Genomic DNA, 25,117 nt, shown 5'->3' on the forward strand with positions numbered 1-25,117 from the left:
TCCGGGGCCGGCGGCGGCGACAATGCCCCGCATGGGACATGTCGAAGCCGCGCACCTCGAGTACTACCTGCCCGACGGGAGGGTGCTCCTGGGCGACGCCTCCTTCCGGGTCGGCGAGGGCGCCGTCGTCGCCCTGGTCGGCGCGAACGGGGCGGGCAAGACGACCCTGCTCCGGCTGATCTCGGGGGAGCTCCAGCCGCACGGCGGCACCGTCACCGTCAGCGGCGGTCTCGGCGTGATGCCGCAGTTCGTGGGCTCCGTGCGGGACGAGTCCACCGTCCGCGACCTGCTGGTCTCGGTCGCCCCCGACCGCATCCGCGCGGCCGCGCAGGCGGTCGACGAGGCCGAGCACCGGATCATGACGGTCGACGACGAGGCCGCGCAGATGGCGTACGCGCAGGCGCTGAGCGACTGGGCCGAGGTGCAGGGGTACGAGTTCGAGACCCTGTGGGACATGTGCACGACGGCCGCGATGGGCGTGCCGTACGACAAGGCGCAGTTCCGGCAGGTGCGCACGCTCAGCGGCGGCGAGCAGAAGCGGCTGGTCCTGGAGTACCTGCTGCGCGGGAACGACGAGGTGCTGCTGCTCGACGAGCCGGACAACTATCTGGACGTGCCGGGCAAGCGGTGGCTGGAGGAGCGGCTGCGGGAGACCCGCAAGACGGTGCTGTTCATCTCCCACGACCGGGAGCTGCTCGCCCGGGCGGCGCAGAAGATCGTGGCCGTGGAGCCGGGTCCGGCCGGCTCGGACGTGTGGGTGCACGGCGGGGGCTTCGACACCTTCCACGAGGCGCGGCGGGAGCGGTTCGCCCGCTTCGAGGAGCTGAAGCGGCGCTGGGAGGAGAAGCACGCCCAGCTCAAGAAGCTGGTGGTCACGCTGCGGCAGGCGGCGGCGGTCAGCCATGAGATGGCCTCCCGGTACGCGGCGGCGCAGACCCGGCTGCGGAAGTTCGAGGAGGCCGGCCCGCCGCCGGAGCCGCCGCGCGAGCAGGACATCCGGATGCGGCTGCGCGGCGGCCGGACCGGGGTGCGGGCGGTCACCGTGGAGAACCTGGAGCTCACCGGCCTGATGAAGCCGTTCTCCCTGGAGATCTTCTACGGGGAGCGGGTCGCCGTCCTCGGCTCGAACGGCTCCGGGAAGTCGCACTTCCTGCGGCTGCTGGCCGGCGACGAGAGCGTGGCCCACACGGGCACGTGGAAGCTGGGCGCCCGGGTGGTGCCGGGCCACTTCGCGCAGACCCACGCCCATCCCGAGCTCTTCGGCCGCACGCTGGTCGACATCCTGTGGACCGAGCACGCCAAGGACCGGGGCGGGGCGATGTCGGTGCTGCGGCGCTACGAGCTGGAGCGCCAAGGCGACCAGCCCTTCGAGAAGCTCTCCGGCGGCCAGCAGGCCCGCTTCCAGATCCTGCTCCTGGAGCTGGCCGGCACGACGGCCCTCCTCCTGGACGAGCCGACGGACAACCTGGACCTGGAGTCGGCGGAGGCCCTCCAGGACGGCCTGGAGTCCTACGAGGGCACGGTCCTCGCCGTGACCCACGACCGCTGGTTCGCGAAGAGCTTCGACCGCTACCTCGTCTTCGGCTCGGACGGCGTGGTCCGGGAGACGAGCGAGCCGGTCTGGGACGAGCGGCGGGTGGAGCGGGCGCGGTGAGCTGGCGGTGAGCTGGGGCCTTCCGGCGTTTTGACCCGCCGGGGGTGGCGCGGGTACCGTAGCCGTTTGTTATGCGTATTGGCTTCGTCGTTCTCACGCGAAGGGGCCCTACGCAGGTTCCCTGGAGCAGTTACCAGTGGCTCGCATACGGGCGGCGTCCCGGCAGTGTGGGCCCCAGCTGCATGATCGCTTCAGGTGTGTCTGGACTCCATCCACTGAAGAAGCGAAGGCTACGAAGTGCGTACGTACAGCCCCAAGCCTGGCGATGTGACTCGCCAGTGGCACATCATCGACGCTCAGGACGTCGTCCTGGGTCGTCTGGCGACGACGGCTGCGAACCTCCTGCGAGGCAAGCACAAGCCCGTCTACGCGCCGCACATGGACATGGGCGACTTCGTCATCATCATCAACGCTGACAAGGTCCACCTGTCCGGCAACAAGAAGACCCAGAAGATGGCCTACCGCCACTCTGGCTACCCGGGTGGTCTGCGCTCCGTCCGTTACGACGAGCTGCTGGACAAGAACCCCGAGAAGGCCGTCGAGAAGGCCATCAAGGGCATGATCCCCAAGAACTCCCTGGGCCGTCAGATGCTCTCGAAGCTGAAGGTCTACGCGGGTGAGAACCACCCGCACGCTGCGCAGCAGCCGGTCCCGTTCGAGATCACCCAGGTCGCGCAGTAGTTCCGGCCACACCCCCTAAGAACGAAAGAAATCTGAGGAGCATCGTGGCCGAGACCACCCCCGAGACCCCCGTCGACGAGTTCGAGGGCGTCGAGGAGTACACCACCGAGACCGAGATCGTCGAGGGCGACTACACCTCCGAGTCGCTCGCGTCCCGCTTCGGCGACCCGCAGCCGGCCGCCGGCCTGGGCCGTCGCAAGAACGCCATCGCCCGCGTCCGGATCGTTCCGGGCACCGGCAAGTGGAAGATCAACGGTCGCACCCTCGAGGATTACTTCCCGAACAAGGTGCACCAGCAGGAAGTCAACGAGCCCTTCAAGGTGCTCGAGCTCGACAACCGCTACGACGTCATCGCCCGCATCGCGGGTGGCGGCGTCTCCGGCCAGGCCGGCGCCCTGCGCCTCGGCGTGGCCCGCGCCCTCAACGAGGCGGACGTGGAGAACAACCGCGGCCCGCTGAAGAAGGCCGGCTTCCTCTCCCGCGACGACCGTGCGGTCGAGCGCAAGAAGGCCGGTCTCAAGAAGGCCCGCAAGGCCCCGCAGTACAGCAAGCGTTAATCGCCTGCTCGGTCTGTTCGTAAGGTACGCCCCGGCGGCACATTCTCTGTGCCGCCGGGGCGCGCCCCTTTCAGGGGCCGGTGGCGGGCGTCGCTGGTGACGTCCGGGGATCGCAATGGAGGACACCTGTGGGACGACTCTTCGGCACGGACGGGGTACGCGGCGTGGCCAACGCCGACCTGACGGCGGAGCTGGCGCTCGGTCTGTCGGTCGCGGCCGCGCACGTGCTCGCCGAGGCGGGCACCTTCGAGGGCCATCGGCCGACCGCCGTGGTGGGCCGCGACCCGCGCGCCTCGGGAGAGTTCCTGGAGGCCGCCGTGGTGGCGGGCCTCGCCAGCGCCGGCGTGGACGTGCTGCGGGTCGGCGTGCTGCCGACCCCGGCCGTGGCGTACCTCACCGGCGCGCTCGGCGCCGACCTCGGCGTGATGCTGTCCGCCTCCCACAACGCCATGCCCGACAACGGGATCAAGTTCTTCGCCCGCGGCGGCCACAAGCTCGCCGACGAGCTGGAGGACCGCATCGAGGCCGTCTACGAGGAGCACCGCACCGGCGCCCCCTGGGACCGCCCCACCGGCGCGGGCGTGGGCCGGGTCCGCGACTACGACGAGGGCTTCGACAAGTACGTCGCCCATCTGATCGCCGTCCTCCCCAACCGGCTCGACGGGCTGAAGATCGTTCTCGACGAGGCCCACGGCGCCGCCGCCCGCGTCTCGCCCGAGGCGTTCGCCCGGGCCGGCGCCCAGGTCGTCACCATCGGCGCCCAGCCCGACGGTCTCAACATCAACGACGGCTGCGGCTCCACCCACCTCGACCTGCTGAAGGCCGCCGTCGTCGAGCACGGCGCCGACTTCGGCATCGCCCACGACGGCGACGCCGACCGCTGCCTGGCCGTGGACCACCGGGGCGAGGAGGTCGACGGCGACCAGATCCTCGCGGTGCTGGCCCTCGCCATGCGCGAGGCCGGGACGCTGCGCGGCGACACGGTCGTCGCCACCGTCATGTCGAACCTCGGCTTCAAGCTGGCGATGGAGCGCGAGGGGCTCTCGCTGGTGCAGACCGCGGTCGGCGACCGCTATGTCCTGGAGTCGATGAAGGAGCACGGCTACGCCCTCGGCGGCGAGCAGTCCGGCCACGTCATCGTCCTGGACCACGCCACCACCGGCGACGGCACCCTGACCGGCCTGATGCTGGCCGCCCGGGTCGCCGCGACCGGCAAGTCCCTCGCCGAGCTCGCCTCGGTCATGGAGCGCCTGCCGCAGGTCCTGGTCAACGTGCCGGACGTGGACAAGAGCCGGGTCGGCACCTGCGCCGAGCTGGCCCACGCCGTCGCCGAGGCCGAGCGCGAGCTGGGCTCCACGGGCCGCGTGCTGCTGCGCCCCTCGGGCACCGAGCCGCTGGTGCGGGTCATGGTCGAGGCGGCCGACATCGAGCAGGCCCGGTCGGTGGCCGGGCGGCTCGCCGACGTCGTGAAGTCGACGCTCGGCCAGACCGGCTGACACTCCCTCGGCCCGTGGGACGACACCCGTCGGCCCCCTTCCGCTCCGGAAGGGGGCCGACGGCGTTCTCACGCCTTGCGCCTGCTCCGCAGCCACCGGCCGCGCTGGGTGCGCCACAGCAGCTTCTGGGCGAGGAGGGTCACGGTGCCGGCGAGGATGATGCCCAGCAGGTTGAGCAGCAACTGCTCGGTCGAGCCCCACATCTGACCGAACTCGCCGTAGGAGAGGGCCACGGCCGCGTTCGCGGCGGCCGGGACCGTGGTCACCGAGATCGCGACGCCGATCAGCGCACCGGACTTGGTCGAGGTCAGCGAGAGCGTGCCGGCCGCGCCCGCCAGCAGGGCGACGACGAACGAGAACGGGTCCGGCTGCCAGATGAAACCGGTGTTGGGGCGCTCGCCGTCCAGCAGATCGCGGCTGAACAGATCGAGCCCGTCCATGCACAGGCTGAACACGGTCGTCGCGGCGATCGCCGCCGCGAAGCCGACGAGCAGCGCGATCAGCGAGCGCAGCACCAGCCTCGGGGCGCGCCGCACGATCCCCGTGCAGACGCCGGCGAGGGGGCCGAACTCCGGGCCCACCGCCATCGCGCCCACGATGAGGATCGCGTTGTCGAGGACGACACCGCAGGCCGCGATCATCGTCGCCAGGATCATGAAGGCGCTGTAGGTGGCGCTGAGCGTCGACTCCTCGTGGGTGGCGTCGGTCAACTGCTCCCAGATCACCGCGTCCGCGGCCTCTCCGGGCGCCTCCTTCTCGGCCTTCGCGGCCCGCTCCGACAGCGACAGATCGATGTCCTCGACGGCGATCGAACCGTCCTGGTCGATCTTCAGCTCCCGCATCCCGTGCAGGAGTTCCTGCCCGGCCTCGCGGGCCACGTCGCACAGCACGAGGTCACCGCTCGGCTCGCGGGCGGCGCCCCGCAGCACCACCACGTGCGTCGTGCCGACCGTCCGCTCGATGAGGTCGACGGCCGCCTCGGTGCGGTCGGGCGGGACGATCAGTCGTAGATGCAGCATCCTCCGAGCTTACGGAGCTCAGAGCTTGCGCAGGCTCAGCCGCTGCACCTTGTGGTCCGGTCCCTTGCGGACCACGAGCGTCGCCCGCCCGCGCGTCGGGGCCACGTTCTCCAGGAGGTTGACCTTGTTGACGGTCCGCCACATCGTGCGGGCGTAGTCCAGGGCCTCCTCCTCGGAGACCTGGGTCCAGCGCCGGAAGTACGAGGACGGGTCCTGGAAGGCGGTCTCGCGCAGCTTGCGGAAGCGGTTGAGGTACCAGACCTCGATGTCCTCGGGCCGGGCGTCCACGTACACGGAGAAGTCGAAGTAGTCGGCCAGACCGACCCGGGTGCGGCCGTCCTTGCCGGGCAGGGCCGGCTGGAGGACGTTCAGGCCCTCCACGATGAGGATGTCGGGGCGGCGCACGACGAGCCGCTCGTCCGGGACCCGGTCGTAGATCAGGTGGGAGTAGACGGGCGCGGTGACCTCGTCCTTGCCCGCCTTGACGTCCGCGACGAAGCGGGTCAGGGCCCGGCGGTCGTAGGACTCGGGGAAGCCCTTGCGGGACATCAGCCCGCGCGCCTTCAGCTCCTCCATCGGGTAGAGGAACCCGTCGGTGGTCACGCGCTCCACCCGCGGGTGCTCGGGCCAGCGGGCGAGGAGGGCTTCGAGCAGTCGGGCCACGGTCGACTTGCCGACGGCGACCGAGCCGGCCACCCCTATGACGAACGGGGTGCCACGCTGCTCGCCCCGCTCCCCGAGGAAGGTGTTGAGCGCGCCGCGCAGCCCGCTGGTGGCCTGCACGTACAGGTTGAGCAGCCGCGACAGCGGCAGATAGATGTCCCGCACCTCGTCGAGGTCGATGACGTCCCCGAGGCCGCGGAGCTGCTCGACCTCGTCGGCGGTCAGCGGCAGGGGCGTCTTGTCGCGCAGTGCGCTCCACTCGGCCCGCGTGAGATCGACGTACGGCGTCGGCTCGGCGGCCCGTCGGGGGCCGGCGCCGTTTCCGTTGGGGCTTCGTGGCGGCGAAGTGATCACCCCGCCATTGTCGTGGGTGCGGGCCGATCGTGGGTCCCCGGAGCCCGTGGGCTGGGTCACGTGGGAATCGGCTTGTCGGGCACCTGCCCGGACCCTGATCATGCGGTCATGCGCATGACTGTACGTACCGTGACCGCCGCGACCGCCGCCGCCTCGCTGGCCCTGCTCCTGACCGCCTGCGGCGGCGAGGAGAAGAAGACCGAGGACACCGGCAAGGCCGACGCGTCCGCCTCCGCCGCCGCCAAGCCCGACGTGAAGGCGCTGACCGCCGCCGAGCTGGAGAAGCTGCTGGTGACGCAGGCCGACCTCAAGACGCACAAGGTGCAGAAGGCCAAGGACGCGGGCATCCTCAACCCCGGTGACGTCAGCGCCGACAAGCCCGCCTGCGAGCCGCTCGCCGAGCTCCTGTCCGGTGTCGCGCCCGGCACCCCCGGCGCCAGCGCGCAGGTCCAGGCGGTCGAGGTCAAGCAGAAGAAGGCCGCGTCCCCCGATGACGTCATCGGGGCGCTCAAGGCGCCGACGACCACGGTCACCCTCGGTTCGTACGCCGGTGAGGGCGCCCAGCAGGCCCTCGCCTCCCTCAAGACCGCCGGGACCGACTGCGCCGCAGGCTTCACCCTCCACGCCGGCGGCGAGAAGACGAAGGTCACCAAGGTGGCCCCGGAGACCCTGACCGCCGGTGACGAGGCCCTGGCCTGGACCGTCACCAGCGACATGGACGGCGAGCCGTTCGTCAGCAAGCTCGTCGTCCTCCGCAAGGGCAACAACCTCGCCGGCTTCGGCACCATCAGCCTCGCGGGCGAGGTCAAGGAGCTCCCCAAGGCCGTGGTCGACGCGCAGGCGGCCAAGCTGCGCTGAGTCCGGCTCCGGGCGGCCGTCGCGCCGTAGGCTGCCGCCATGTGCGGAATCGTGGGATACGTCGGCGGACAGTCGGCGCTCGATGTGGTGATCGCCGGCCTCAAGCGGCTCGAGTACCGCGGCTACGACTCGGCCGGAGTCGCGGTGCTCTCCGACGGGGGACTGGCCGCGGCGAAGAAGGCCGGGAAGCTGGTCAACCTGGAGAAGGAGCTGGTGGGCCGCCCGCTGCCGAGCGGGTCCACCGGCCTCGGGCACACCCGGTGGGCCACCCACGGCGGCCCCACCGACACCAACGCGCATCCGCACCTCGACAACGCGGGCCGCGTCGCCGTCGTCCACAACGGCATCATCGAGAACTTCGCCGCCCTGCGCGCGGAGCTTGCCGAGCGGGGCCACGACCTGCTGTCCCAGACGGACACCGAGGTCGTGGCCCATCTGCTCGCCGAGGAGTTCTCCTCCGTCGGCGACCTCGCCGAGTCCATGCGGCTGGTCTGCCGGCGGCTCGACGGGGCGTTCACCCTCGTCGCCGTCCACGCCGACCAGCCGGACGTCGTCGTCGGCGCCCGCCGCAACTCGCCCCTCGTGGTCGGCGTCGGCGAGGGCGAGAACTTCCTCGCCTCCGACGTCTCCGCCTTCATCGCCCACACCCGCTCGGCCATCGAGCTCGGCCAGGACCAGGTCGTCGAGCTCACCCGCGAGAGCGTCACCGTCACCGACTTCGACGGCGCCCCCGCCGACGTCCGGGCCTACCCCGTCGACTGGGACGCCTCCGCCGCCGAGAAGGGCGGCTACGCCTCCTTCATGCTCAAGGAGATCGCCGAGCAGCCCAAGGCGGTCGCCGACACCCTCCTCGGCCGGATCGACGCCGACGGGCACCTCCGCCTCGACGAGGTGCGCATCCCCGACAGCGTGCTCCGCGAGGCCGACAAGATCGTCATCATCGCCTGCGGCACCGCCTTCCACGCCGGACTGATCGCCAAATACGCCATCGAGCACTGGACCCGCATCCCCTGCGAGGTCGAGCTGGCCAGCGAGTTCCGCTACCGCGACCCCATCCTCGGCCAGCGCACCCTGGTCATCGCCATCTCCCAGTCCGGCGAGACCATGGACACCCTGATGGCGCTGCGGCACGCCCGCGAGCAGGGCGCCAAGGTCCTCGCCGTCTGCAACACCAACGGCTCGACCATCCCGAGGGAGTCCGACGCCGTGCTCTACACGCACGCCGGACCCGAGGTCGCCGTCGCCTCCACCAAGGCGTTCCTGACCCAGCTCGTCGCCTGCTACCTGCTCGCCCTCTACCTCGGGCAGGTCCGCGGCACCAAGTGGGGCGACGAGATCCACGCCGTCGTCCGCGAGCTGGCCAGGATCGCCGACGAGGTGGAGCGGGTCCTCGCCACCATGGAGCCGGTGCGCGCCCTCGCCCGCACGCTCGCCGACAAGGACACCGTGCTCTTCCTCGGGCGGCACGTGGGCTACCCGGTCGCCCTGGAAGGCGCGCTGAAGCTCAAGGAACTGGCGTACATGCACGCCGAGGGCTTCGCCGCCGGCGAGCTCAAGCACGGGCCGATCGCCCTCATCGAGGACGACCTGCCGGTCGTCGTGGTGGTGCCCTCGCCCCGGGGCCGTTCCGTCCTCCACGACAAGATCGTCTCCAACATCCAGGAGATCCGGGCCCGGGGAGCGCGGACGATCGTCATCGCGGAGGAGGGCGACGAGGCCGTCGTCCCGTACGCCGACCACCTCATCCCCATCCCCGCCACGCCTACGCTGCTCCAGCCGCTGGTCTCCACCGTGCCGCTCCAGGTGTTCGCCTGCGAACTGGCGACGGCACGGGGCAACGAGGTCGACCAGCCGCGCAACCTGGCCAAGTCCGTGACGGTGGAGTGAGTGAACAGATGATCATCGGGGTGGGGATCGACGTGGCGGAGATCGACCGGTTCGCCGCGTCGCTGGAGCGGACGCCGGGACTGATCCGCCGTCTCTTCGTGGAACGCGAGGTGCTCCTGCCGAGCGGCGAACGGCGCGGCCCCGCCTCCCTGGCGGTCCGTTTCGCCGCCAAGGAGGCCCTGGCCAAGGCCCTGGGCGCGCCGGGCGGCCTGCACTGGACGGACGCCGAGGTGTACGTGGAGGACAGCGGGCAGCCCCGCCTGCGCGTCCGGGGCACGGTCGCGGCCCGGGCCGCCGAACTGGGCGTACGGAACTGGCACGTGTCCTTGAGCCACGACGCGGGGGTGGCGTCGGCGGTGGTGATCGCGGAGGGGTGAGGCGGGGCTGAGGGGACCGGGGGGCGGCGACCTCCGCGCGGGCGCCGGGGGACTGCGGCAGACTGCTGGCCATGCGTACCGCTTATCGCGTGGAGACCGTACGGGCCGCAGAGGCCGAACTGATGGCCCGCCTTCCCGAGGGCGCGCTGATGCAGCGGGCCGCGGCAGGGCTCGCCGCCGCGTGCGTCTCGCTGCTCGGGCGGGGGCGGGTGTACGGGGCGCGGGTCGTCCTCCTCGTCGGGTCCGGCGACAACGGCGGCGACGCGCTCCACGCCGGTGCCCGGCTCGCCCGGCGCGGGGCCGGGGTCACGGCCGTGCCGCTCGGCGCGCGGGTCCACGAGGGCGGACTCGCGGCGCTGCGGGCCGCCGGCGGGCGGGTGGTCGGCCCGCACGACGATCCGTACGACGTGCTCGCCCGCGCCGATCTCGTCCTCGACGGGATCACCGGCATCGGCGGGCGGGGCGGGCTGCGGCCCGACGCCGTGCCCGTCGCCCGGGCCGCGCGCGGCTCCGACGCCGTCGTCGTCGCCGTCGACCTGCCGAGCGGTGTCGACGCCGACACCGGCGAGGTCGCGGGAGAGGCCCTGCGGGCCGACGCCACCATCACCTTCGGCGCGTACAAGCCGGGCCTGCTCGTGGACCCGGCGCGGGAGTACGCCGGAGCCCTGCGGCTCGTCGACATCGGGCTGGGCGCCACGCTGCCCTCGGTGCCGGACCTGGAGGCGCTCCAGCACGAGGACGTGGCGCGACTGCTGCCGGTGCCGGGCGCCGAGAGCGACAAGTACCGGCGCGGTGTCGTCGGTGTCGTCGCCGGTTCCGCCCGCTACCCCGGCGCCGCCGTCCTCGCCGTCGAGGGGGCGCTGCGGGGCGGGGCGGGCGCCGTACGGTACGTCGGTCCCGCGGGCGACGCGGTCGTCGCCGCGCACCCCGAGACCCTGGTGCACGCGGGGCCGCCGGCGAAGGCCGGCCGCGTCCAGGCGTGGGTGGTCGGGCCGGGCCTCGGCGACGGGCCGGGTGTGGCGGAGGTCCTCGCCTCGGACGTGCCGGTCCTGGTCGACGCGGACGGTCTGCGGGACCTCTCCCCGGAGGCCGTCAAGGCGCGCACCGCCCCCACGCTGCTCACCCCGCACGCGGGCGAGGCGGCCGCGCTCCTCGGGGCGTCCCGGGAGGACGTGGAGGCGGGGCGGCTCGCGGCGGTCCGCGAACTGGCGGGCCGCTTCGGCGCGACGGTGCTCCTGAAGGGCTCGACGACGCTGGTGTGCGGGGCGGGCGGGGCGGGGCCGGTCCGGGTGAACCCGACGGGGACGGCCTGGCTGGCCACGGCCGGCAGCGGCGACGTCCTCTCCGGCCTCGCCGGCTCCCTCCTCGCGGCGGGCCTGCCGGCGCTCGACGCCGGGTCCGCCGCCGCCTACCTCCACGGCCTCGCGGCCCGCCGGGCGTCCGACGCCCGCGCCCCGATCACCGCCACGGACGTGGCCCGCGCCCTCCCGGCCGCCTGGCACGACACCACCACCTGACCCCCCGGCCCCGACCGGGCCGGCGCCCGCCCGTTCCCCCGGCGCTGCGCGCCATGGCTTTGGCCCCGCCGGGGCGGTGCCCGCCCGTTCCCCCGGCGCTGTGCGCCAGGGCCTTGGTCCCGCCGGGGCGGTGCCTTACCGCCCCACTCCGTTGTGGGCATTCGTTCCGCTGGGGCGGAACGGGTGGGCACAACGGAACGGCGCCCCTTGCCGGGCCTAGGCTCCTGGTGCTTTGACCCGCACCACGAGTGCGGCCCCGTTGTGGTGCGGGTAGGTGCAGGTGCGGAACGCGCCCGCAAGGGGCGCCGTCCCGTGTGCCCACCCGTCCCGCCCCAGCGGGACGAATGCCCACACGGGCGCGGGCCGCAGGCCGCACGGAACGTGCCCGCTTTGGGCGCCGTCCCGTGTGCCCACCCGTCCCTCCCCCTAGGGCTTCGCCCTGGGGGGACCCCCAAGCGGGACGATTGCCCACACGGGGCGGGCCGCAGGCCGCACGGAGGGCCTGGGGCGGGGCCCGGCGCGGGGGCTCGGCGCCTAGGAGCGAGTGGGCCGCTTGAGGGAAACGGTTGCTCCGCCGGTGGGGTTGGGCGGGCGGGGCCGGGCCGGGCGGCGTGGGATGGGGCGCGTGATCAGAACATGCCGCTCCAGCGCCGTCGCGCTGCTCGCCCTGACCCTCCTCGCCCTCCCCGGCCCCGCCCCCGCCCTCGCCGCCACCCCCGACCCCGCCGAACCCCTCGTGCCCGGCGTCCCCGGCGCCGGCCGCGCCGAGTACCCGATGGACACACCCGACCAGGTCCTGCCGCCCGACCGGGCGGACCACGGCGAGCCCGTACCCGTACCCGTGCCCGCCCCCACCGGCGAGGTCGAGGAGCTCGTGGAGTACCTGCCGCGCAGCGCCCTCGCCGCCGCCTGCACCGCCAAGACCGGCCCCCACCAGCGCCGCGTCGAGCGGCTGTTGAAACTCAAGGTCGACGGCAAGCAGTCCCGCGCCGACTGCGAGGCCATCCGCGCCTTCCAGACCAAACAGGGCATCAAGCCCGCCAACGGCTACGCCGGCCCCGTCACCTGGTCCCGGGCCGAGCTCCTCGCCGCCCGCCCGAACCCCAACGCCGCCGGCCGGTGCCCGGTCCGCTCGTACGTCGTCGCGTGCGTCGACCTCGACCGGGAGCTGATGTGGGTGCAGAAGGGCACCCGCGTGACGTACGCGGTGGTGAACATCCGCAGCGGGCGCCCCGGATACCGCACCCGCACCGGATGGCACTCCATCTACTGGCGGAACAAGGACCACTGGTCGACGATCTACGACACCCCGATGCCCTTCGCCCAGTTCTTCGACGGCGGCCAGGCATTCCACGGCGTCTACGGACAGATCGCCACCCCTGTCGGCAGCCGCGGCTGCGTGAACCTGTCGTACGCGAACGCCAAGAAGCTGTGGGACGTGCTGCGCAAGGGTGACCGGGTCTACATCTGGGGTAAGCGGCCCGAAAGCTGAGACCTGAGAGACTGGGGCGCGATGACTCAGACACCACAGCCCCGACGAGCCCGCGCCGAGATCGACCTCGGCGCGCTGCGTGCGAACGTCCGCGCGCTGCGCGCCCGCGTCGCCCCCCACGTCCAGGTCATGGCCGTGGTCAAGGCCGACGCGTACGGCCACGGTGCCGTGCGCTGTGCCCGCGCCGCCCTGGAGGCGGGGGCGACCTGGCTCGGCACGGCCACCCCGCACGAGGCGCTCGCGCTGCGGGCCGCCGGGCTGACCGAGGCGCGGATCATGTGCTGGCTGTGGACGCCGGGCGACCCGTGGGCCGAGGGCATCGAGGCCGGGCTCGACATGTCCGTCAGCGGCATGTGGGCGCTGGAGGAGGTCGTCGAGGCGGCGCGGCTCACCGGGCGGCGGGCCAGGATCCAGCTCAAGGCCGACACCGGCCTCGGGCGCAACGGCTGCCAGCCCGCCGACTGGCCCGAGCTGGTCACCGCGGCCCTCGAGGCCGAGGCACAGGGGCTGGTGAAGATCACCGGCCTGTGGTCGCACCTCGCCTGCGCGGACGAGCCGGGGCATCCGTCCATCGCCGGCCAGCTCGACGTCTTCCGCACCATGCTCGACCACGCGGAGAAGGCCGGCGTCGAGCCGGAGGTGCGGCACATCGCCAACTCCCCGGCCACGCTCACCCTGCCCGAGGCCCACTTCGACCTGGTCCGGCCCGGCATCGCCCTGTACGGCGTGTCGCCCGACCCGGCGGTCGGCACCTCCGCCGAGCTGGGGCTGCGGCCGGTGATGTCGCTGAAGGGGAGCGTCGCCCTGGTCAAGCACGTGCCGGGCGGCCACGGCGTCTCGTACGGGCATCACTACACCACCCCGGGCGAGACGACCCTCGGCCTGATCCCCCTCGGTTACGCGGACGGCGTCCCCCGGCACGCCTCGGGGCGCGGGCCCGTCCTCGTCGGCGACCGGATCCGTACGGTGGCCGGGCGGGTCGCCATGGACCAGTTCGTCGTCGACCTCGGCGGCGACACGCCGGAGCCCGGCAGCGAGGCGGTGCTCTTCGGGCCCGGCGACCGGGGCGAGCCGACCGCGCAGGACTGGGCGGAGGCCGCCGACACCATCGCGTACGAGATCGTCACGCGGATCGGCGCGCGCGTCCCGCGCGTCTACGTGGGGGAGTGAGAGGGGCGGCCGTGGGGGACGAGACCTGGCGGCGGGCCGGCTGGGCCGGTGCCGCGATAGGCGTGCTGGCCGCCGGCGTGGCGGCCGGGGTGGCCGTCGAGCGGCTCACGGTGGGCCGGTCGGTACGGGAGAAGGCGCGGCTCGCGCTGGACTCCGAGGGCCCGTACGGCGCCCTGCGCGGCACACCCGGGCGTGCGCTCGCCGACGACGGCACCGAGCTCTACTACGAGATCGACGAGATCGACGACGTCGACGCGGCCGACGAGGCCGACGAGGCCGACGCGTCGGCCACGCGGCGGCGCCGGCTCTTCGGACGCAAGGCGCCCGCCCCGGTCACCGTCGTCTTCAGCCACGGCTACTGCCTCAACCAGGATGCCTGGCACTTCCAGCGGGCGGCGCTGCGCGGTCTCGTCCGCACCGTCCACTGGGACCAGCGCAGCCACGGCCGGTCCGGGCGGGGTGCCGCCCAGGCCGGTCCCGACGGGGTGCCGGTCTCGATCGACCAGTTGGGGCGCGACCTGAAGGCCGTCCTCGACGCCGCCGCGCCCGAGGGGCCGCTGGTCCTGGTCGGGCACTCGATGGGCGGGATGACGATCATGGCGCTCGCCGACCGCTACCCGGAGCTGATCCGGGAGCGGGTCGTGGGCGTCGCCTTCGTCGGGACCTCCGCGGGCCGGCTCGGCGAGGTCAACTACGGGCTGCCGACGGCCGGGGTGAACGCGGTGCGCCGGGTGCTGCCCGGGGTGCTGAGGGCGCTCGGCGCGCGGGCGGAGCTGGTGGAGCGGGGGCGGCGGGCCACCGCCGACCTGTTCGCCGGGCTGATCAAGAAGTACTCGTTCTCGTCGAAGGACGTGGACCCGGCGGTCGCCCGCTTCGCGGAGCGGATGATCGAGTCGACGCCGATCGACGTGGTCGCCGAGTTCTATCCGGCCTTCGCCGAGCACGACAAGGCGGCGGCCCTGGCCGTCCTCGCCGGGCTGCCCGTGCTCGCCCTCGCCGGCGACCGCGACCTGGTCACCCCCAGCTCGCACACCGAGGCCATCGCCGGTCTCCTGCCGGACGCGGAGCTGGTGATCATGCCCGACGCGGGGCACCTGGTGATGCTGGAGCACCCCGAGGCGGTCACCGACCGCATCGCGGACCTGCTCGTGCGGGCGGGGACCGTCCGCACGAGCAGGTCCGGGACGGGTCCGGGGATCGGCGGCCCGGCGAATCGGTAGGTTGGCGGCCATGGACACACCGCACAACCAGGCCACCCTCGCCGTCGACTCGCCCGAGCGGATGCAGGAGCTCGGCCGCCGCCTCGCGAAGCGCCTGCGCCCCGGCGACCTCGTGATGCTCACCGGCGAACTGGGGGCCGGCAAGACCACCCTGACCCGCGGCCTCGGCGAGGGACTGGGCGTCCGGGGCGCCGTCACCTCCCCGACCTTCGTGATCGCCCGCGTCCACCCCTCGCTGGTCGGCGGCCCGGCGCTGGTCCACGTCGACGCGTACCGGCTCGGCGGCGGACTGGAGGAGATGGAGGACCTGGACCTCGACGTCTCGCTGCCCGACTCAGTCGTCGTGGTCGAGTGGGGCGACGGCAAGGTCGAGGAGCTGACCGACGACCGGCTGCACGTGCTGATCCACCGCGTCGTGGGCGACACGGCCGACACGGACGACGACGACCGCCGCACGGTGATCCTGAACGGCATCGGCGCCCGCTGGGCCGACGAGGACCTCCGGCTGGACTGAACACCGCACCGCGCGCGGGACGCGGGGCGTCTCCCGGAACCGTACGTAGGTTCCGACAACGTGTCGGGAAAATGTTGCGCCGGTGCTCCCGGGCGTGGTGACATGGAACCACGAACTGGTTAGGTCTACCTAACCTACGGGAGGCATGCATGGCGACGCCGGAGCACACCGGTCAGGCGGACCGTACGGAGGAGCGCGTCTCGATGAGAGATCTGCTCGCGTCCTGCGTCGCGGCCAGCGCCGTGTCGACCCCGCCGCGCGCGACCGGAACCGGAGCCGGCGCCGGGGGCGGAGCCGGGGCAGAGGCCGCCGAGGAGCGCGAGCCCGTCGTACGCGACGAGGCGGCCTGAGCCGTACGCGACGAGGCGGCCTGAGCGGAACGGCCGGAACGGCCTCCGGCGCACCCGCGCCGGACCCGCGCGCCCCGGACCCGCGCCCGCGCCCGGACCCGCGCGCCCGGACCCGCGCGCCCGGACCCGCGCGCCCCGCATCCGCGCGCCCTCGCCCGCGGCTACGGGACGACGACGACCTTCTCGCCGATCACCGCGAACTTCCACATCGCCTCGCCGTCCGCCCGCGTCATCCGGATGCCCCCGGTCTTCCGCGACGGGTCCGGCGACGGCGTCGAGCCGTCCACCGCCGCGCTGAAGCCGATCGACACGTCCTGGACGGTCGCGAAGCGCACCACGTGCTCGATCTGCACCCCGTCCGAGCCGCGCACCGCGCCGGAGCGCGAGGTCACCGCGTACGTCCCCGGCGGCGGGGACACCGTGCTCGGCATGACGGCGCAGGTGTGGGTCACCCGGCCCCGCTCGTCGACCAGCCACACCCGGCGGTCGGCAAGGGCGTACACCACGCGCTCGCCCTTGCCGGAGTTCGCGGGCAGTGCCAGCGGGTCCTTCCTCGGCTGCTGCGGTGCGCCCGTGGCCGGGGCCGACGGCGCCGTGCTCGGCGCCCCGCCCGGCCGCTCGGCGAGCTCGGCCGGGGACGGGGCCACGGCCGCGGCCTGATAGGCGAGGAAGGCGACGGCCACGAGCGCCGCCGCGGTGAGCCCGGCCACGAATCCCGAGCTGCTCCTAGCCACCGTGCGCCCACCTTCTGTCGTCTGTCCGGCATGGATGTATCGGTGGCCCGACGGTAGCAGCCGCCGGGCCGCGGGGAGCGGGGCGCCGCACCCCCCTGCCGGGCGCCGTAGGCTGTTCGCGTGCTCTTGCTCGCCATGGATACCGCCACACCCGCCGTCACCGTCGCCCTCCACGACGGCGAGACCGTCGTCGCCGAGTCGAGCCAGGTCGACGCCCGTCGCCACGGGGAGCTGCTGCTGCCCGCCGTCGACCGGGTCCTCGCCGAGGCGGGGCTGAAGCTCGACGCCGTTACCGGGCTCGTGGTCGGCGTCGGCCCCGGCCCGTACACCGGGCTGCGCGTCGGCCTCGTCACCGCCGCGACCTTCGCCTCCGCGCTCGGCGTCCCCGTGCACGGCCTGTGCACGCTCGACGGACTCGCCTACGCCTCCGGGATCGACGAGCCGTTCGCCGTCGCCACCGACGCGCGTCGCAAGGAGGTCTACTGGGCGCGCTACGACGACGCCCGTACGCGCGTGACGGACGCGGCCGTCGACCGGCCCGCCGACATCGCCGAGGAGCTCGCCGGGCTGCCCGTCGTCGGCGCCGGCGCCCGCCTCTACCCCGAGGTCTTCCCGGACGCCCGCGGCCCCGAGCACCAGTCGGCCGCCGCGCTCGCCGCCCTCGCGGCCGAGAAGCTGGCGGCGGGCGGCGACGGCTTCCTCGACCCGCTGCCCCTGTACCTGCGCCGCCCCGACGCGCAGGTCCCCAAGAACTACAAGGTGGTCACGCCCAAGTGAGCGGCGCCGTGACCGAGGCCGTGCTGCGCGGGATGCGCTGGTGGGACATCGCACCGGTGCTCGCGCTGGAGGCGGAGCTGTTCCCCGAGGACGCCTGGTCCGAGGGCATGTTCTGGTCCGAGCTCGCCCACGCCCGCGGCCCGCGCGCCACCCGCCACTACGTCGTCGCCGAGGAGCCCTCCCCGGACGGCTCCGGACGGCTCGTCGGCTACGCGGGCCTCGCCGCCGCCGGCGGCCTCGGCGACGTCCAGACCATCGCCGTCGCCCGCGACCAGTGGGGCACCGGCCTCGGCGCGCGGCTGCTCACCGACCTCCTCCAGGCCGCCACCGCCTTCGAGTGCGACGAGGTCCTCCTCGAGGTGCGCGTGGACAACACCCGGGCCCAGAAGCTCTACGAGCGCTTCGGCTTCGAGCCCATCGGCTTCCGCCGCGGCTACTACCAGCCCGGCAACGTGGACGCCCTCGTGATGCGACACACCGTTCAAGGAACAGAGACTGATTCAGATGGCTGCTGACGAACCGCTCGTACTCGGCATCGAGACCTCCTGCGACGAGACCGGAGTCGGCATCGTCCACGGAACGACCCTCCTCGCCGACGCCGTCGCCTCCAGCGTCGACACCCACGCCCGCTTCGGCGGCGTCGTGCCCGAGATCGCCTCCCGCGCCCACCTGGAGGCGATGGTCCCGACGATCGAGCGCGCCCTGAAGCAGGCCGGCGTGTCCGCGAAGGACCTCGACGGCATCGCCGTCACCGCCGGCCCGGGCCTCGCGGGCGCGCTGCTGGTCGGCGTCTCCGCCGCCAAGGCGTACGCGTACGCCCTCGGCAAGCCGCTCTACGGCGTCAACCACCTCGCCTCGCACATCTGCGTCGACCAGCTCGAGCACGGCAAGCTGCCCGAGCCGACGATGGCGCTGCTCGTCTCCGGCGGCCACTCCTCGCTGCTGCTGTCCAGCGACATCACCAGCGACGTCCGCCCCCTGGGCGCGACCATCGACGACGCCGCCGGCGAGGCGTTCGACAAGATCGCCCGGGTGCTCGACCTCGGCTTCCCCGGCGGCCCGGTCATCGACCGGCTCGCCAAGGAGGGCGACCCGGAGGCCATCGCCTTCCCGCGCGGCCTGACCGGTGCCAAGGACCCCGCGTACGACTTCTCCTTCTCCGGCCTGAAGACCGCCGTGGCCCGCTGGATCGAGGCGAAGCGCAACGCGGGCGAGGAGGTGCCCGTACGGGACGTCGCCGCGTCCTTCCAGGAGGCGGTCGTCGACGTGCTCACCCGCAAGGCCGTCCGGGCCTGCAAGGACGAGGGCGTCGACCACCTGATGATCGGCGGCGGAGTGGCCGCCAACTCGCGGCTGCGGGCGCTCGCCGAGGAGCGCTGCGAGCGGGCCGGCATCCGGCTCCGCGTCCCCCGGCCGGGCCTGTGCACCGACAACGGCGCCATGGTGGCGGCGCTCGGCGCCGAGATGGTGGCCCGCAACCGGGCCGCGTCCGACCTGGAGCTGTCGGCGGACTCCTCGCTGCCGGTGACCGACCCGCACGTGCCCGGCGCCCACCGCCACGGCCACGCACACGAGCACGACCACGACCACGTGCACGAGGTCAGCAAGGAGAACCTCTACCCGTGAGGATCACCCTGATGTGGGAGGCACGCGCCGCCCGGGGCCGGGGCGCCGAGCTCCTGGAGTGGGCGCGCACGCGGGTCCTGGCGCGCGAGCCGGTGCGCCGCGAGACCTTCCGCGCCCCGCAGGACCGGGTCCTGGTGATGACCTGGTGGGACACGGCGGACGGGGAGGGGCTCGACGCGGAGCTGCCCGAGCTGCCGGAGCCGGACGCGGAGCTGATCACCCGTCCGGTGCACCGCTGGCGCTTCGAATCAGTCGGATAGGCGTACCGCAGGCAACCTTTCGTTCGAAACGGGCATCCCACAGCGCGTGAAGAAGACCCTCGCGCTGTGGGCGGCGCTGACCGCCGTGGCTCTGTTCGCGACCGGTTGCGCGGCCGCCGACGCCGACACCCCCGCCCCGACCGCACCGAAGACCGCGCCCGCCCAGGGCACCCCCGCGGCCGGGAACAAGGCCCCGCCGCCCCCGACGCGCGCGCCGCGGCCTTCGGCCGGTGGGGCCTGAAGCCCTTCGCGCCCGCGCCGCCCCCGCCCGCGGTCAAGCCCGTCGTCCGCGCGCCCGGCGCACCCGTCCCGGTCATCAGCGACATCCCCACCACCGACAAGGTCGTCTTCCTCACGATCGACGACGGCGCCGAGAAGGACCCCGAGTTCGTCGCGATGCTGCGCGACCTCGAGGTGCCCGTGACGATGTTCCTCACGGACTCCGCGATCCGCGGCGACTACCCGTACTTCGCCCCGCTCGTCGCCCAGGGCCACGGCCTCGCCAACCACACCCTCACCCACCCCAACCTGCGCACCCTCTCCCCGGAGGCCCAGCGCAGGGAGATCTGCGGCCAGCAGGACCGCCTCACCGAGCGCTACGGCAAGCGCCCGCGGCTCTTCCGCCCGCCCTACGGCAACTGGAACGAGGCCACCCGGGCCGCCGCCGCGCGGTGCGGGGTCGACGCGATCGTGCTGTGGCGCGAGTCCATGCAGATCAAGAACATGCAGTACCAGCGCGGCGACCGGAAGCTGCACCCCGGCGACATCATCCTGGCCCACTTCCGCGGCCCGTCCGAGCTCAAGGGCACGACGATGACCGAGATGACGGCCAACCTGCTGCGGCACATCCAGGAGCAGGGCTTCACCGTGGCGCGCCTGGAGGACTACGTCTAGGAGACGCCCGGAAAAAAATCTCCCGGCGGGTGTCGATGCGGCCGGCTCCCGTTCGACGTATGAGTGAGAGGCGGGGAACGGCCCCGCCACCGCACTCCGAGGAGCCACCATGCCCCGCTACCTCTCCCTCGTCCGCATCGAGGAGAACACCATCGACATGGAGTCGGCCGACCCCGGCTTCGAGGAGCGCATGGGCGCGCTGTTCGAGGAGATCACCAAGGCGGGCGCCATGGTCGACACCGCCGGTCTGCGGCCGACCGCCGAGGCCACGCGGATCACCTGGTCGGACGGGAGGCTGTCGTACACGGACGGGCCGTTCACCGAGACCAAGGAGGTCGTCGGCGGCTACGCGATGCTCCAGTGCAAGGACATGGCCGAGGCCGTCGAGTGGGGGAAGCGGTTCCTGGCCGTCCACCCGCCGCACTGGAAGGTCGGTCTGGAGGTCCGCGAGGTCGAGGAGATGCCGGAGGGCTGACCGCCGGTGTGCTGTCATGTGAGGCGTGACGGTGGAGAGCACGCTGGAGACGGTCTTCCGGATGGAGTCGGCGCGGATCGTCGCCACGGCGGCGCGGATCGTCCGTGACGTCGGCATCGCCGAGGAGATCGCCCAGGACGCCCTCGTCGCCGCCCTCGAACAGTGGCCGCGGTCGGGCGTCCCGGACAGCCCGGGCGCCTGGCTGACGGCCACCGCCAAGCACCGCGCCGTCGACCTCGTGCGGCGGCGCGAGACGTACGCCCGCAAGCTCGCCGAGGTGGGCCGGACGCTGGAGGAGGAGTCGTACGACCCCGAACCCTCCGGCCCCGGTGACATCGACGACGACGTGCTGCGGCTGATCTTCACCACCTGCCATCCGGTGCTGTCCGCCGAGGCGCGCGCCGCGCTCACCCTGCGGCTCGTCGGCGGGCTGCGCACGGACGAGATCGCGCGCGCCTTCCTCGTGCCGGAGGCGACGGCGGCGGCCCGGATCACCCGCGCCAAGCGGACGCTGGCGAAGGCGGGCGTCGCCTTCGAGGTGCCCTACGGCCCCGATCGGGCGGCCCGGCTGGGTTCCGTCCTGGAGGTCGTCTACCTGATCTTCAACGAGGGGTACGCGGCCACCGCCGGCGACGACCTGCTGCGGCCCGGGCTCTGCGAGGACGCGCTGAGACTGGCCCGGGGCCTCGCCGCGCTGATGCCGGAGGAGGGCGAGGCGCACGGCCTCGCCGCCCTGCTGGAGATCCAGGCGTCGCGGACCGCCGCCCGCACCGGGCCCGGCGGCGAGCCGGTGCTGCTCGCGGACCAGAACCGCGGGCGCTGGGACCGGCTGCTGATCCGGCGCGGCTTCGCGGCCCTGGAGCGGGCCGTCGAGGCGGGCGGCGCGGGCGGGCCGTACGCCCTCCAGGCCGCCGTCGCCGCCTGTCACGCGCGGGCGGCGACGTACGAGGAGACGGACTGGCGCACCATCGCCGCCCTGTACGGGCGGCTCGCCACCGTCGCGCCCTCGCCGGTCGTCGAGCTCAACCGCGCGGTCGCCGTGGCGCGGGCCGAGGGCCCGGCCGCCGCCCTCACGATCGTCGACGCGCTCGCCGCCGAACCGGCCCTCGCCCGCTACCACCTGCTGCCGAGCGTCCGCGGCGACCTGCTGGCCGGGCTGGGGCGCACGGCCGAGGCCCGGGCGGAGTTCGAGCGGGCCGCGGAGCTGACCCGGAACGAGCGGGAGCGGGCCCTGCTGCGGCGGCGGGCCGGTGAACTCGGCCCGCAGGCAAGGGAGAAGGGCCTGCCCGCCGCTGATCGACAGGACACTCCCACCCCTTAGGCTTGCTCTCCATGTCCTCGCGCATACCGATGCCTCCGCCGCCTCCGCCCGCCGAGATCCGGAACTGGCCCGACCGGGCGGCGCGGCTCGCCGACCGGGCGCTGGCGCTCGACGCGTTGGGGCGGCGGCTGCTCGGCGGCGCGCGGCTCGCGCTGTTCCTGGCCTGGTTCCTGATGCTCCAGCTCGGCTGGGGCATGGTCGGCGTGCTGCTCGCCTCGCTCGGCGGCCCGATCCTCGACCCGGTCACGATGCTCCTCGGGCTGATCGTGGCCGCGCTCGGGATCGGCGTGCTCGTGCCGGCGGTGTGGCTGACCGCGCGGTCCGTGCGGCAGGACCGGATCGTGCGCGAGCGGCTCGTCCAGTGGGCGCTCCTGGACCGGCACGGCCCCACGGACGCCCGGCTGCGGGCGCCGGTCCTGAGCGCCTGCTGGATGCTGCTGTCCGCCGTGATGTGCGGCATCGGCCTGTGGCTGGGCTTCGCCGTCCCGGCCGGTGTGAGCCGGGAGGGCGCCGTCTCCTACCTGGACGGCGGCTACGGCCTCGTCGCGTACGGCATGGGCGCCGCGCTCATCTTCTGGATCAACGGCCTGATCGGGCTGACGAAGGCGGTATCCCACCTCCGCCTTGCGCTCCGGGTCACCGGCCCCGTCACCCGCCGGCAGGACCCCCGATCAGCATCGTCGGAGCCCCCGCGACCCGCGTGAGCAGCACGGTCGCCGCGTGGGGGCCCTTCGGCTTGACCCGGCGGCGGATCTCCTCGGGTTCGACGGCCGAGCCGCGCTTCTTCACGGTCAGGTTGCCGACCTCCCGTTCACGCAGCAGGGCCTTCAACTTCTTCAGGTTGAAGGGGAGTTCGTCGGTGATCTCGTAGGCGGTGGCGTACGGGGTCGGGGTGAGGGTGTCGGCGGTGATGTAGGCGATGGTCTCGTCGATCAGCCCGCCGCCGAGGTCCCGCGCCACCTCGGCGACCAGGTGGGCGCGGATGACGGCGCCGTCCGGTTCGTAGAGGTAGCGGCCGACGGGCCGGACCTCGGGGTCGGGGAGCGTGCCGCCGGTGAGCGTGGCGCCGCCGGGCAGCAGGGTCGCGCGGCGGGCGCCGGGCTCGGTGCCGAACCAGAGGACCGCCTCCTTCACGTCCCCGCCGTCCGAGATCCACTCCGCCTCGGCCTCGTCGGGCACCGCCTCGTGCGGGATGCCCGGGGCGATCTTCAGGGCCGCGTGCGGGGCCTTGCGGGCCGCCTCGACCGCCCAGGACAGCGGCGGCGAGTACGCCTCGGGGTCGAAGATCCGGCCCCGGCCGCCGCGCCGGGCCGGGTCCACGAACACGGCGTCGTACGGGCTGGTGTCGATCTCGGTGACGTCGGCGCAGCGCACCTCGATCAGGTCCGCGAGCCCGAGCGCCTCGGCGTTGGCGCGGGCGGCCGCGGCGGTCAGTGGGTCGCGGTCGACGGCGAGGACGGAGATCCCGGCGCGGGCGAGCGCGAGGGCGTCGCCGCCGATGCCGCTGCACAGGTCGGCGACGCTGCGCACGCCCAGCGCCTTCAGCCGCTCGGCGCGGTACGCGCCCACGGTCGCCCGCGTGGACTGCTCGACGCCGTTCGGCGTGAAGTACATCCGGTGGGCGTCCTCCGCGCCGAACTTCGCCACCGCCCGCTGCCGCAGCCGGGCCTGCCCGAGGGCCGCGGAGACCAGCTCGGTGGGGTGGTCGCGGCGCAGCCTGGAGGCCACCGCCAGTTCCCGGGCGGGGTCGTAGTCGCGCAGGGCGTCGAGGAGGGCCTGCCCCTCGGGGGCGAGCAGGGCGGTGAAGGCGGCGAGGTCGGTCACCCCTCCCATTGTGGTGGTCGGGGCGGGTGTGGGCCGCCCGGGGGACGGTGGGCGCCCTCCGGTGGTGTCGGCGCCCCGGAGGGGCGTGCCGCTGACAGGATGCGGCGCCATGCAGCTAGTACGACAAAACGAACAGTCCCGCTCATTTCCCCGCTCGTCGCGGTCGACGCGGTCGTCGCGGGGTGTGCGGGTGGTCGGGGCCGCCCTGGTCGTCGCCGCGCTCGCCTCGGCCTGCGCCGAGCCCGGCGCCGGCGAGCGGACCGGATCCGGCTCGGGCCCGGCCCGGCCGGCCGCCGGCCAGCAGCCCCGCGCCGAGGCGCAGGGCGCGGCCGGCGCGCTCAACGCGTACGTGGAACGGGTCCGCAAGGCGCGCGCCGCCCGCGTGGCCGCCGCCAAGAAGTGGGGCCTGGCGCAGCCGCCGCTCGAAGCGCCCGAGCCGCCCGCCGTGAAGCCGCGGATCACCACCCGCAAGGGCTTCGAGACCGACGGGACGAACCTGCCCCCGGTCTTCACCACCGTGCCGACCAAGCAGAAGATCGTCTTCCTGACGATCGACGACGGCGCGGAGAAGGACCCCGAGCTGCTGCGGATGATGAGCGAGCTGAGGATCCCGTACAGCGCGTTCCTCAGCGACTACCTCGTCAAGGAGGACTACGGCTACTTCAAGAAGATGCAGGACTCCGGGGTGGCCCTGCACAACCACACCCTGACCCACCCCTATCTGCCGGGCCTCGACTACGCGGACCAGAAGCGGCAGATCTGCGGCATGCAGGACGTCATCGAGAAGCGGTTCGGCAAGCGGCCGCCGCTCTTCCGCCCGCCGTACGGCAACTACAACGAGGACACCCTGCGCGCGGCGAAGGCGTGCGGCGTCAAGGCCGTCCCGCTGTGGGCGTCCGAGGCGTTCCCCGACCACATGGAGTGGCGCGAGTGGGACCGGGACCTGCACCCCGGCGACATCATCCTCACCCACTTCCGGGGCAAGGGGGACTGGAAGGGCAGCATGCCGGACATGATCCGGCGGGTGATGAAGACGGTCACGGCCAAGGGATACGCGGTGGCGAAGCTCGAGGACTACGTGTGAGCCGGGCGCGCCGGCTCACCGCCGCCCTGGCCCTGGCCGGCGCGCTGGCCGCCCTGCCGGGCTGCGCGTCCTCGGTCGACCCGATCGAACGGCTGGGCCGCAAGGCGGCGGAGAAGGTCACCCCGCTCGTACGGAACCACCAGATCCGGCCGAGCGTTCCCCCGGATCGGAGGGAATCCGCCCTGCCGTTCGCGCCACGGGGTCGTGAATTGGCACTCCGCTTGACCGAGTGCTAATCGCGGTCATAGTCTCGGCTCTGGCACTCCCCACCGGAGAGTGCCAACACAGCGACGGGCAGGTCCGGCACCCGCGA

The 25,117-nt window shown here is 73.5% G+C and carries 27 protein-coding genes; 23 read left to right on the top strand and 4 right to left on the bottom strand.

Going from position 1 to position 25,117, the window contains the following annotated elements:
• Positions 1 to 31: 31 nt before the first annotated feature.
• From ABZ135_RS02455 to glmM, 4 genes are all read left to right on the top strand, one after another.
• Complete coding sequence (locus ABZ135_RS02455) at positions 32 to 1,654, top strand: ATP-binding cassette domain-containing protein (RefSeq protein ID WP_356690942.1); 1,623 nt, start codon at positions 32 to 34, stop codon at positions 1,652 to 1,654.
• 237 nt (positions 1,655 to 1,891) lie between these two features.
• Entirely contained in the window at positions 1,892 to 2,335 is a 444-nt protein-coding gene (gene rplM / locus ABZ135_RS02460) for a 50S ribosomal protein L13 (RefSeq protein ID WP_031076703.1), read from the top strand.
• Positions 2,336 to 2,379: 44 nt separating this feature from the next.
• On the top strand, positions 2,380 to 2,892 hold the full coding sequence (rpsI, locus tag ABZ135_RS02465; protein WP_128985116.1) for a 30S ribosomal protein S9: 513 nt from the start codon (positions 2,380 to 2,382) through the stop codon (positions 2,890 to 2,892).
• A 128-nt stretch (positions 2,893 to 3,020) separates the two neighbouring features.
• A complete protein-coding gene (gene glmM / locus ABZ135_RS02470) occupies positions 3,021 to 4,388 on the top strand; it encodes a phosphoglucosamine mutase (protein WP_356690944.1) in 1,368 nt (455 codons plus the stop codon).
• A 68-nt stretch (positions 4,389 to 4,456) separates the two neighbouring features.
• On the opposite strand, the gene ABZ135_RS02475 is transcribed toward glmM, so the two are convergent.
• Together ABZ135_RS02475 and coaA are read right to left on the bottom strand one after the other, a co-directional pair.
• Positions 4,457 to 5,407, bottom strand: coding sequence for a DUF389 domain-containing protein (locus ABZ135_RS02475; RefSeq protein ID WP_356690946.1), 951 nt, complete (start codon positions 5,405 to 5,407; stop codon positions 4,457 to 4,459).
• Positions 5,408 to 5,425: 18 nt separating this feature from the next.
• On the bottom strand, positions 5,426 to 6,421 hold the full coding sequence (gene coaA, locus ABZ135_RS02480) for a type I pantothenate kinase (RefSeq protein ID WP_352079975.1): 996 nt from the start codon (positions 6,419 to 6,421) through the stop codon (positions 5,426 to 5,428).
• 111 nt (positions 6,422 to 6,532) lie between these two features.
• On the opposite strand from coaA, the gene ABZ135_RS02485 reads away from it, so the two are divergent.
• The 9 genes from ABZ135_RS02485 to ABZ135_RS02525 all read left to right on the top strand — a co-directional run bounded on the left by ABZ135_RS02485 (position 6,533) and on the right by ABZ135_RS02525 (position 15,809).
• Positions 6,533 to 7,282 carry a hypothetical protein gene (locus ABZ135_RS02485; protein ID WP_356690948.1) on the top strand — a complete coding sequence of 250 codons (750 nt, stop codon included), beginning with the start codon at positions 6,533 to 6,535 and terminating at the stop codon, positions 7,280 to 7,282.
• Positions 7,283 to 7,321: 39 nt separating this feature from the next.
• The gene (gene glmS, locus ABZ135_RS02490; protein ID WP_356690950.1) at positions 7,322 to 9,169 is read left to right on the top strand and encodes a glutamine--fructose-6-phosphate transaminase (isomerizing); all 1,848 of its coding nucleotides are present in this window, start codon (positions 7,322 to 7,324) and stop codon (positions 9,167 to 9,169) included.
• 8 nt (positions 9,170 to 9,177) lie between these two features.
• Complete coding sequence (locus tag ABZ135_RS02495) at positions 9,178 to 9,546, top strand: holo-ACP synthase (protein ID WP_356690952.1); 369 nt, start codon at positions 9,178 to 9,180, stop codon at positions 9,544 to 9,546.
• Between the two features lie 71 nt (positions 9,547 to 9,617).
• Positions 9,618 to 11,063 carry an NAD(P)H-hydrate dehydratase gene (locus tag ABZ135_RS02500; RefSeq protein ID WP_356690954.1) on the top strand — a complete coding sequence of 482 codons (1,446 nt, stop codon included), beginning with the start codon at positions 9,618 to 9,620 and terminating at the stop codon, positions 11,061 to 11,063.
• A gap of 625 nt (positions 11,064 to 11,688) precedes the next feature.
• Positions 11,689 to 12,555: a L,D-transpeptidase family protein gene (locus tag ABZ135_RS02505; RefSeq protein ID WP_356690956.1), complete on the top strand. Its 867-nt coding sequence runs from the start codon at positions 11,689 to 11,691 to the stop codon at positions 12,553 to 12,555.
• Between the two features lie 21 nt (positions 12,556 to 12,576).
• Positions 12,577 to 13,725 (top strand): alanine racemase, encoded by a 1,149-nt coding sequence (gene alr, locus ABZ135_RS02510; RefSeq protein WP_356690958.1) that lies wholly within the window; start codon positions 12,577 to 12,579, stop codon positions 13,723 to 13,725.
• 11 nt (positions 13,726 to 13,736) lie between these two features.
• Entirely contained in the window at positions 13,737 to 14,945 is a 1,209-nt protein-coding gene (locus ABZ135_RS02515; RefSeq protein WP_356690960.1) for an alpha/beta hydrolase, read from the top strand.
• Between the two features lie 10 nt (positions 14,946 to 14,955).
• Complete coding sequence (gene tsaE / locus ABZ135_RS02520; RefSeq protein ID WP_356690962.1) at positions 14,956 to 15,459, top strand: tRNA (adenosine(37)-N6)-threonylcarbamoyltransferase complex ATPase subunit type 1 TsaE; 504 nt, start codon at positions 14,956 to 14,958, stop codon at positions 15,457 to 15,459.
• Positions 15,460 to 15,608: 149 nt separating this feature from the next.
• Positions 15,609 to 15,809, top strand: a complete 201-nt coding sequence (locus ABZ135_RS02525; protein ID WP_356690964.1) for a hypothetical protein — start codon at positions 15,609 to 15,611, stop codon at positions 15,807 to 15,809.
• 161 nt (positions 15,810 to 15,970) lie between these two features.
• Here the strand turns inward: ABZ135_RS02525 and ABZ135_RS02530 are convergent, their stop codons facing one another.
• Positions 15,971 to 16,543 (bottom strand): L,D-transpeptidase, encoded by a 573-nt coding sequence (locus tag ABZ135_RS02530; protein WP_356690966.1) that lies wholly within the window; start codon positions 16,541 to 16,543, stop codon positions 15,971 to 15,973.
• Between the two features lie 120 nt (positions 16,544 to 16,663).
• Here ABZ135_RS02530 and tsaB point away from each other — a divergent pair, with 120 nt between their 5' ends.
• The 8 genes from tsaB (at position 16,664) to ABZ135_RS02570 (ending at position 22,600) form a co-directional block, all read left to right on the top strand.
• Positions 16,664 to 17,320: a tRNA (adenosine(37)-N6)-threonylcarbamoyltransferase complex dimerization subunit type 1 TsaB gene (tsaB, locus tag ABZ135_RS02535; protein ID WP_356690968.1), complete on the top strand. Its 657-nt coding sequence runs from the start codon at positions 16,664 to 16,666 to the stop codon at positions 17,318 to 17,320.
• A 32-nt stretch (positions 17,321 to 17,352) separates the two neighbouring features.
• Positions 17,353 to 17,835, top strand: coding sequence for a ribosomal protein S18-alanine N-acetyltransferase (gene rimI / locus ABZ135_RS02540; RefSeq protein ID WP_356691098.1), 483 nt, complete (start codon positions 17,353 to 17,355; stop codon positions 17,833 to 17,835).
• Positions 17,825 to 18,946, top strand: coding sequence for a tRNA (adenosine(37)-N6)-threonylcarbamoyltransferase complex transferase subunit TsaD (tsaD, locus tag ABZ135_RS02545; RefSeq protein WP_356690970.1), 1,122 nt, complete (start codon positions 17,825 to 17,827; stop codon positions 18,944 to 18,946). Before rimI ends, tsaD begins: the two co-directional genes overlap by 11 nt.
• Positions 18,943 to 19,206, top strand: a complete 264-nt coding sequence (locus ABZ135_RS02550) for a hypothetical protein (protein WP_356690972.1) — start codon at positions 18,943 to 18,945, stop codon at positions 19,204 to 19,206. Before tsaD ends, ABZ135_RS02550 begins: the two co-directional genes overlap by 4 nt.
• A 66-nt stretch (positions 19,207 to 19,272) precedes the next feature.
• Complete coding sequence (locus ABZ135_RS02555) at positions 19,273 to 20,100, top strand: polysaccharide deacetylase family protein (protein WP_356690974.1); 828 nt, start codon at positions 19,273 to 19,275, stop codon at positions 20,098 to 20,100.
• 109 nt (positions 20,101 to 20,209) lie between these two features.
• Positions 20,210 to 20,575 (top strand): YciI family protein, encoded by a 366-nt coding sequence (locus ABZ135_RS02560; protein ID WP_356690976.1) that lies wholly within the window; start codon positions 20,210 to 20,212, stop codon positions 20,573 to 20,575.
• Positions 20,576 to 20,600: 25 nt separating this feature from the next.
• Positions 20,601 to 21,896 carry an RNA polymerase sigma factor gene (locus ABZ135_RS02565; RefSeq protein WP_356690978.1) on the top strand — a complete coding sequence of 432 codons (1,296 nt, stop codon included), beginning with the start codon at positions 20,601 to 20,603 and terminating at the stop codon, positions 21,894 to 21,896.
• Positions 21,897 to 21,907: 11 nt separating this feature from the next.
• Positions 21,908 to 22,600, top strand: coding sequence for a hypothetical protein (locus tag ABZ135_RS02570; protein ID WP_356690980.1), 693 nt, complete (start codon positions 21,908 to 21,910; stop codon positions 22,598 to 22,600).
• Here the strand turns inward: ABZ135_RS02570 and ABZ135_RS02575 are convergent.
• Positions 22,545 to 23,729, bottom strand: a complete 1,185-nt coding sequence (locus ABZ135_RS02575; RefSeq protein ID WP_356690982.1) for a class I SAM-dependent methyltransferase — start codon at positions 23,727 to 23,729, stop codon at positions 22,545 to 22,547. The genes ABZ135_RS02570 and ABZ135_RS02575 overlap by 56 nt on opposite strands.
• Positions 23,730 to 23,829: 100 nt before the next feature.
• On the opposite strand from ABZ135_RS02575, the gene ABZ135_RS02580 reads away from it, so the two are divergent.
• Positions 23,830 to 24,804: a polysaccharide deacetylase family protein gene (locus ABZ135_RS02580; protein WP_356690984.1), complete on the top strand. Its 975-nt coding sequence runs from the start codon at positions 23,830 to 23,832 to the stop codon at positions 24,802 to 24,804.
• Positions 24,801 to 25,040: a hypothetical protein gene (locus ABZ135_RS02585; RefSeq protein ID WP_356690986.1), complete on the top strand. Its 240-nt coding sequence runs from the start codon at positions 24,801 to 24,803 to the stop codon at positions 25,038 to 25,040. The genes ABZ135_RS02580 and ABZ135_RS02585 overlap by 4 nt, the downstream gene beginning before the upstream one ends.
• Positions 25,041 to 25,117 lie beyond the last annotated feature (77 nt).

The sequence above is a fragment of the Streptomyces sp. NPDC006339 genome, from assembly GCF_040612775.1.
In the GTDB taxonomy this organism is placed as follows: domain Bacteria; phylum Actinomycetota; class Actinomycetes; order Streptomycetales; family Streptomycetaceae; genus Streptomyces.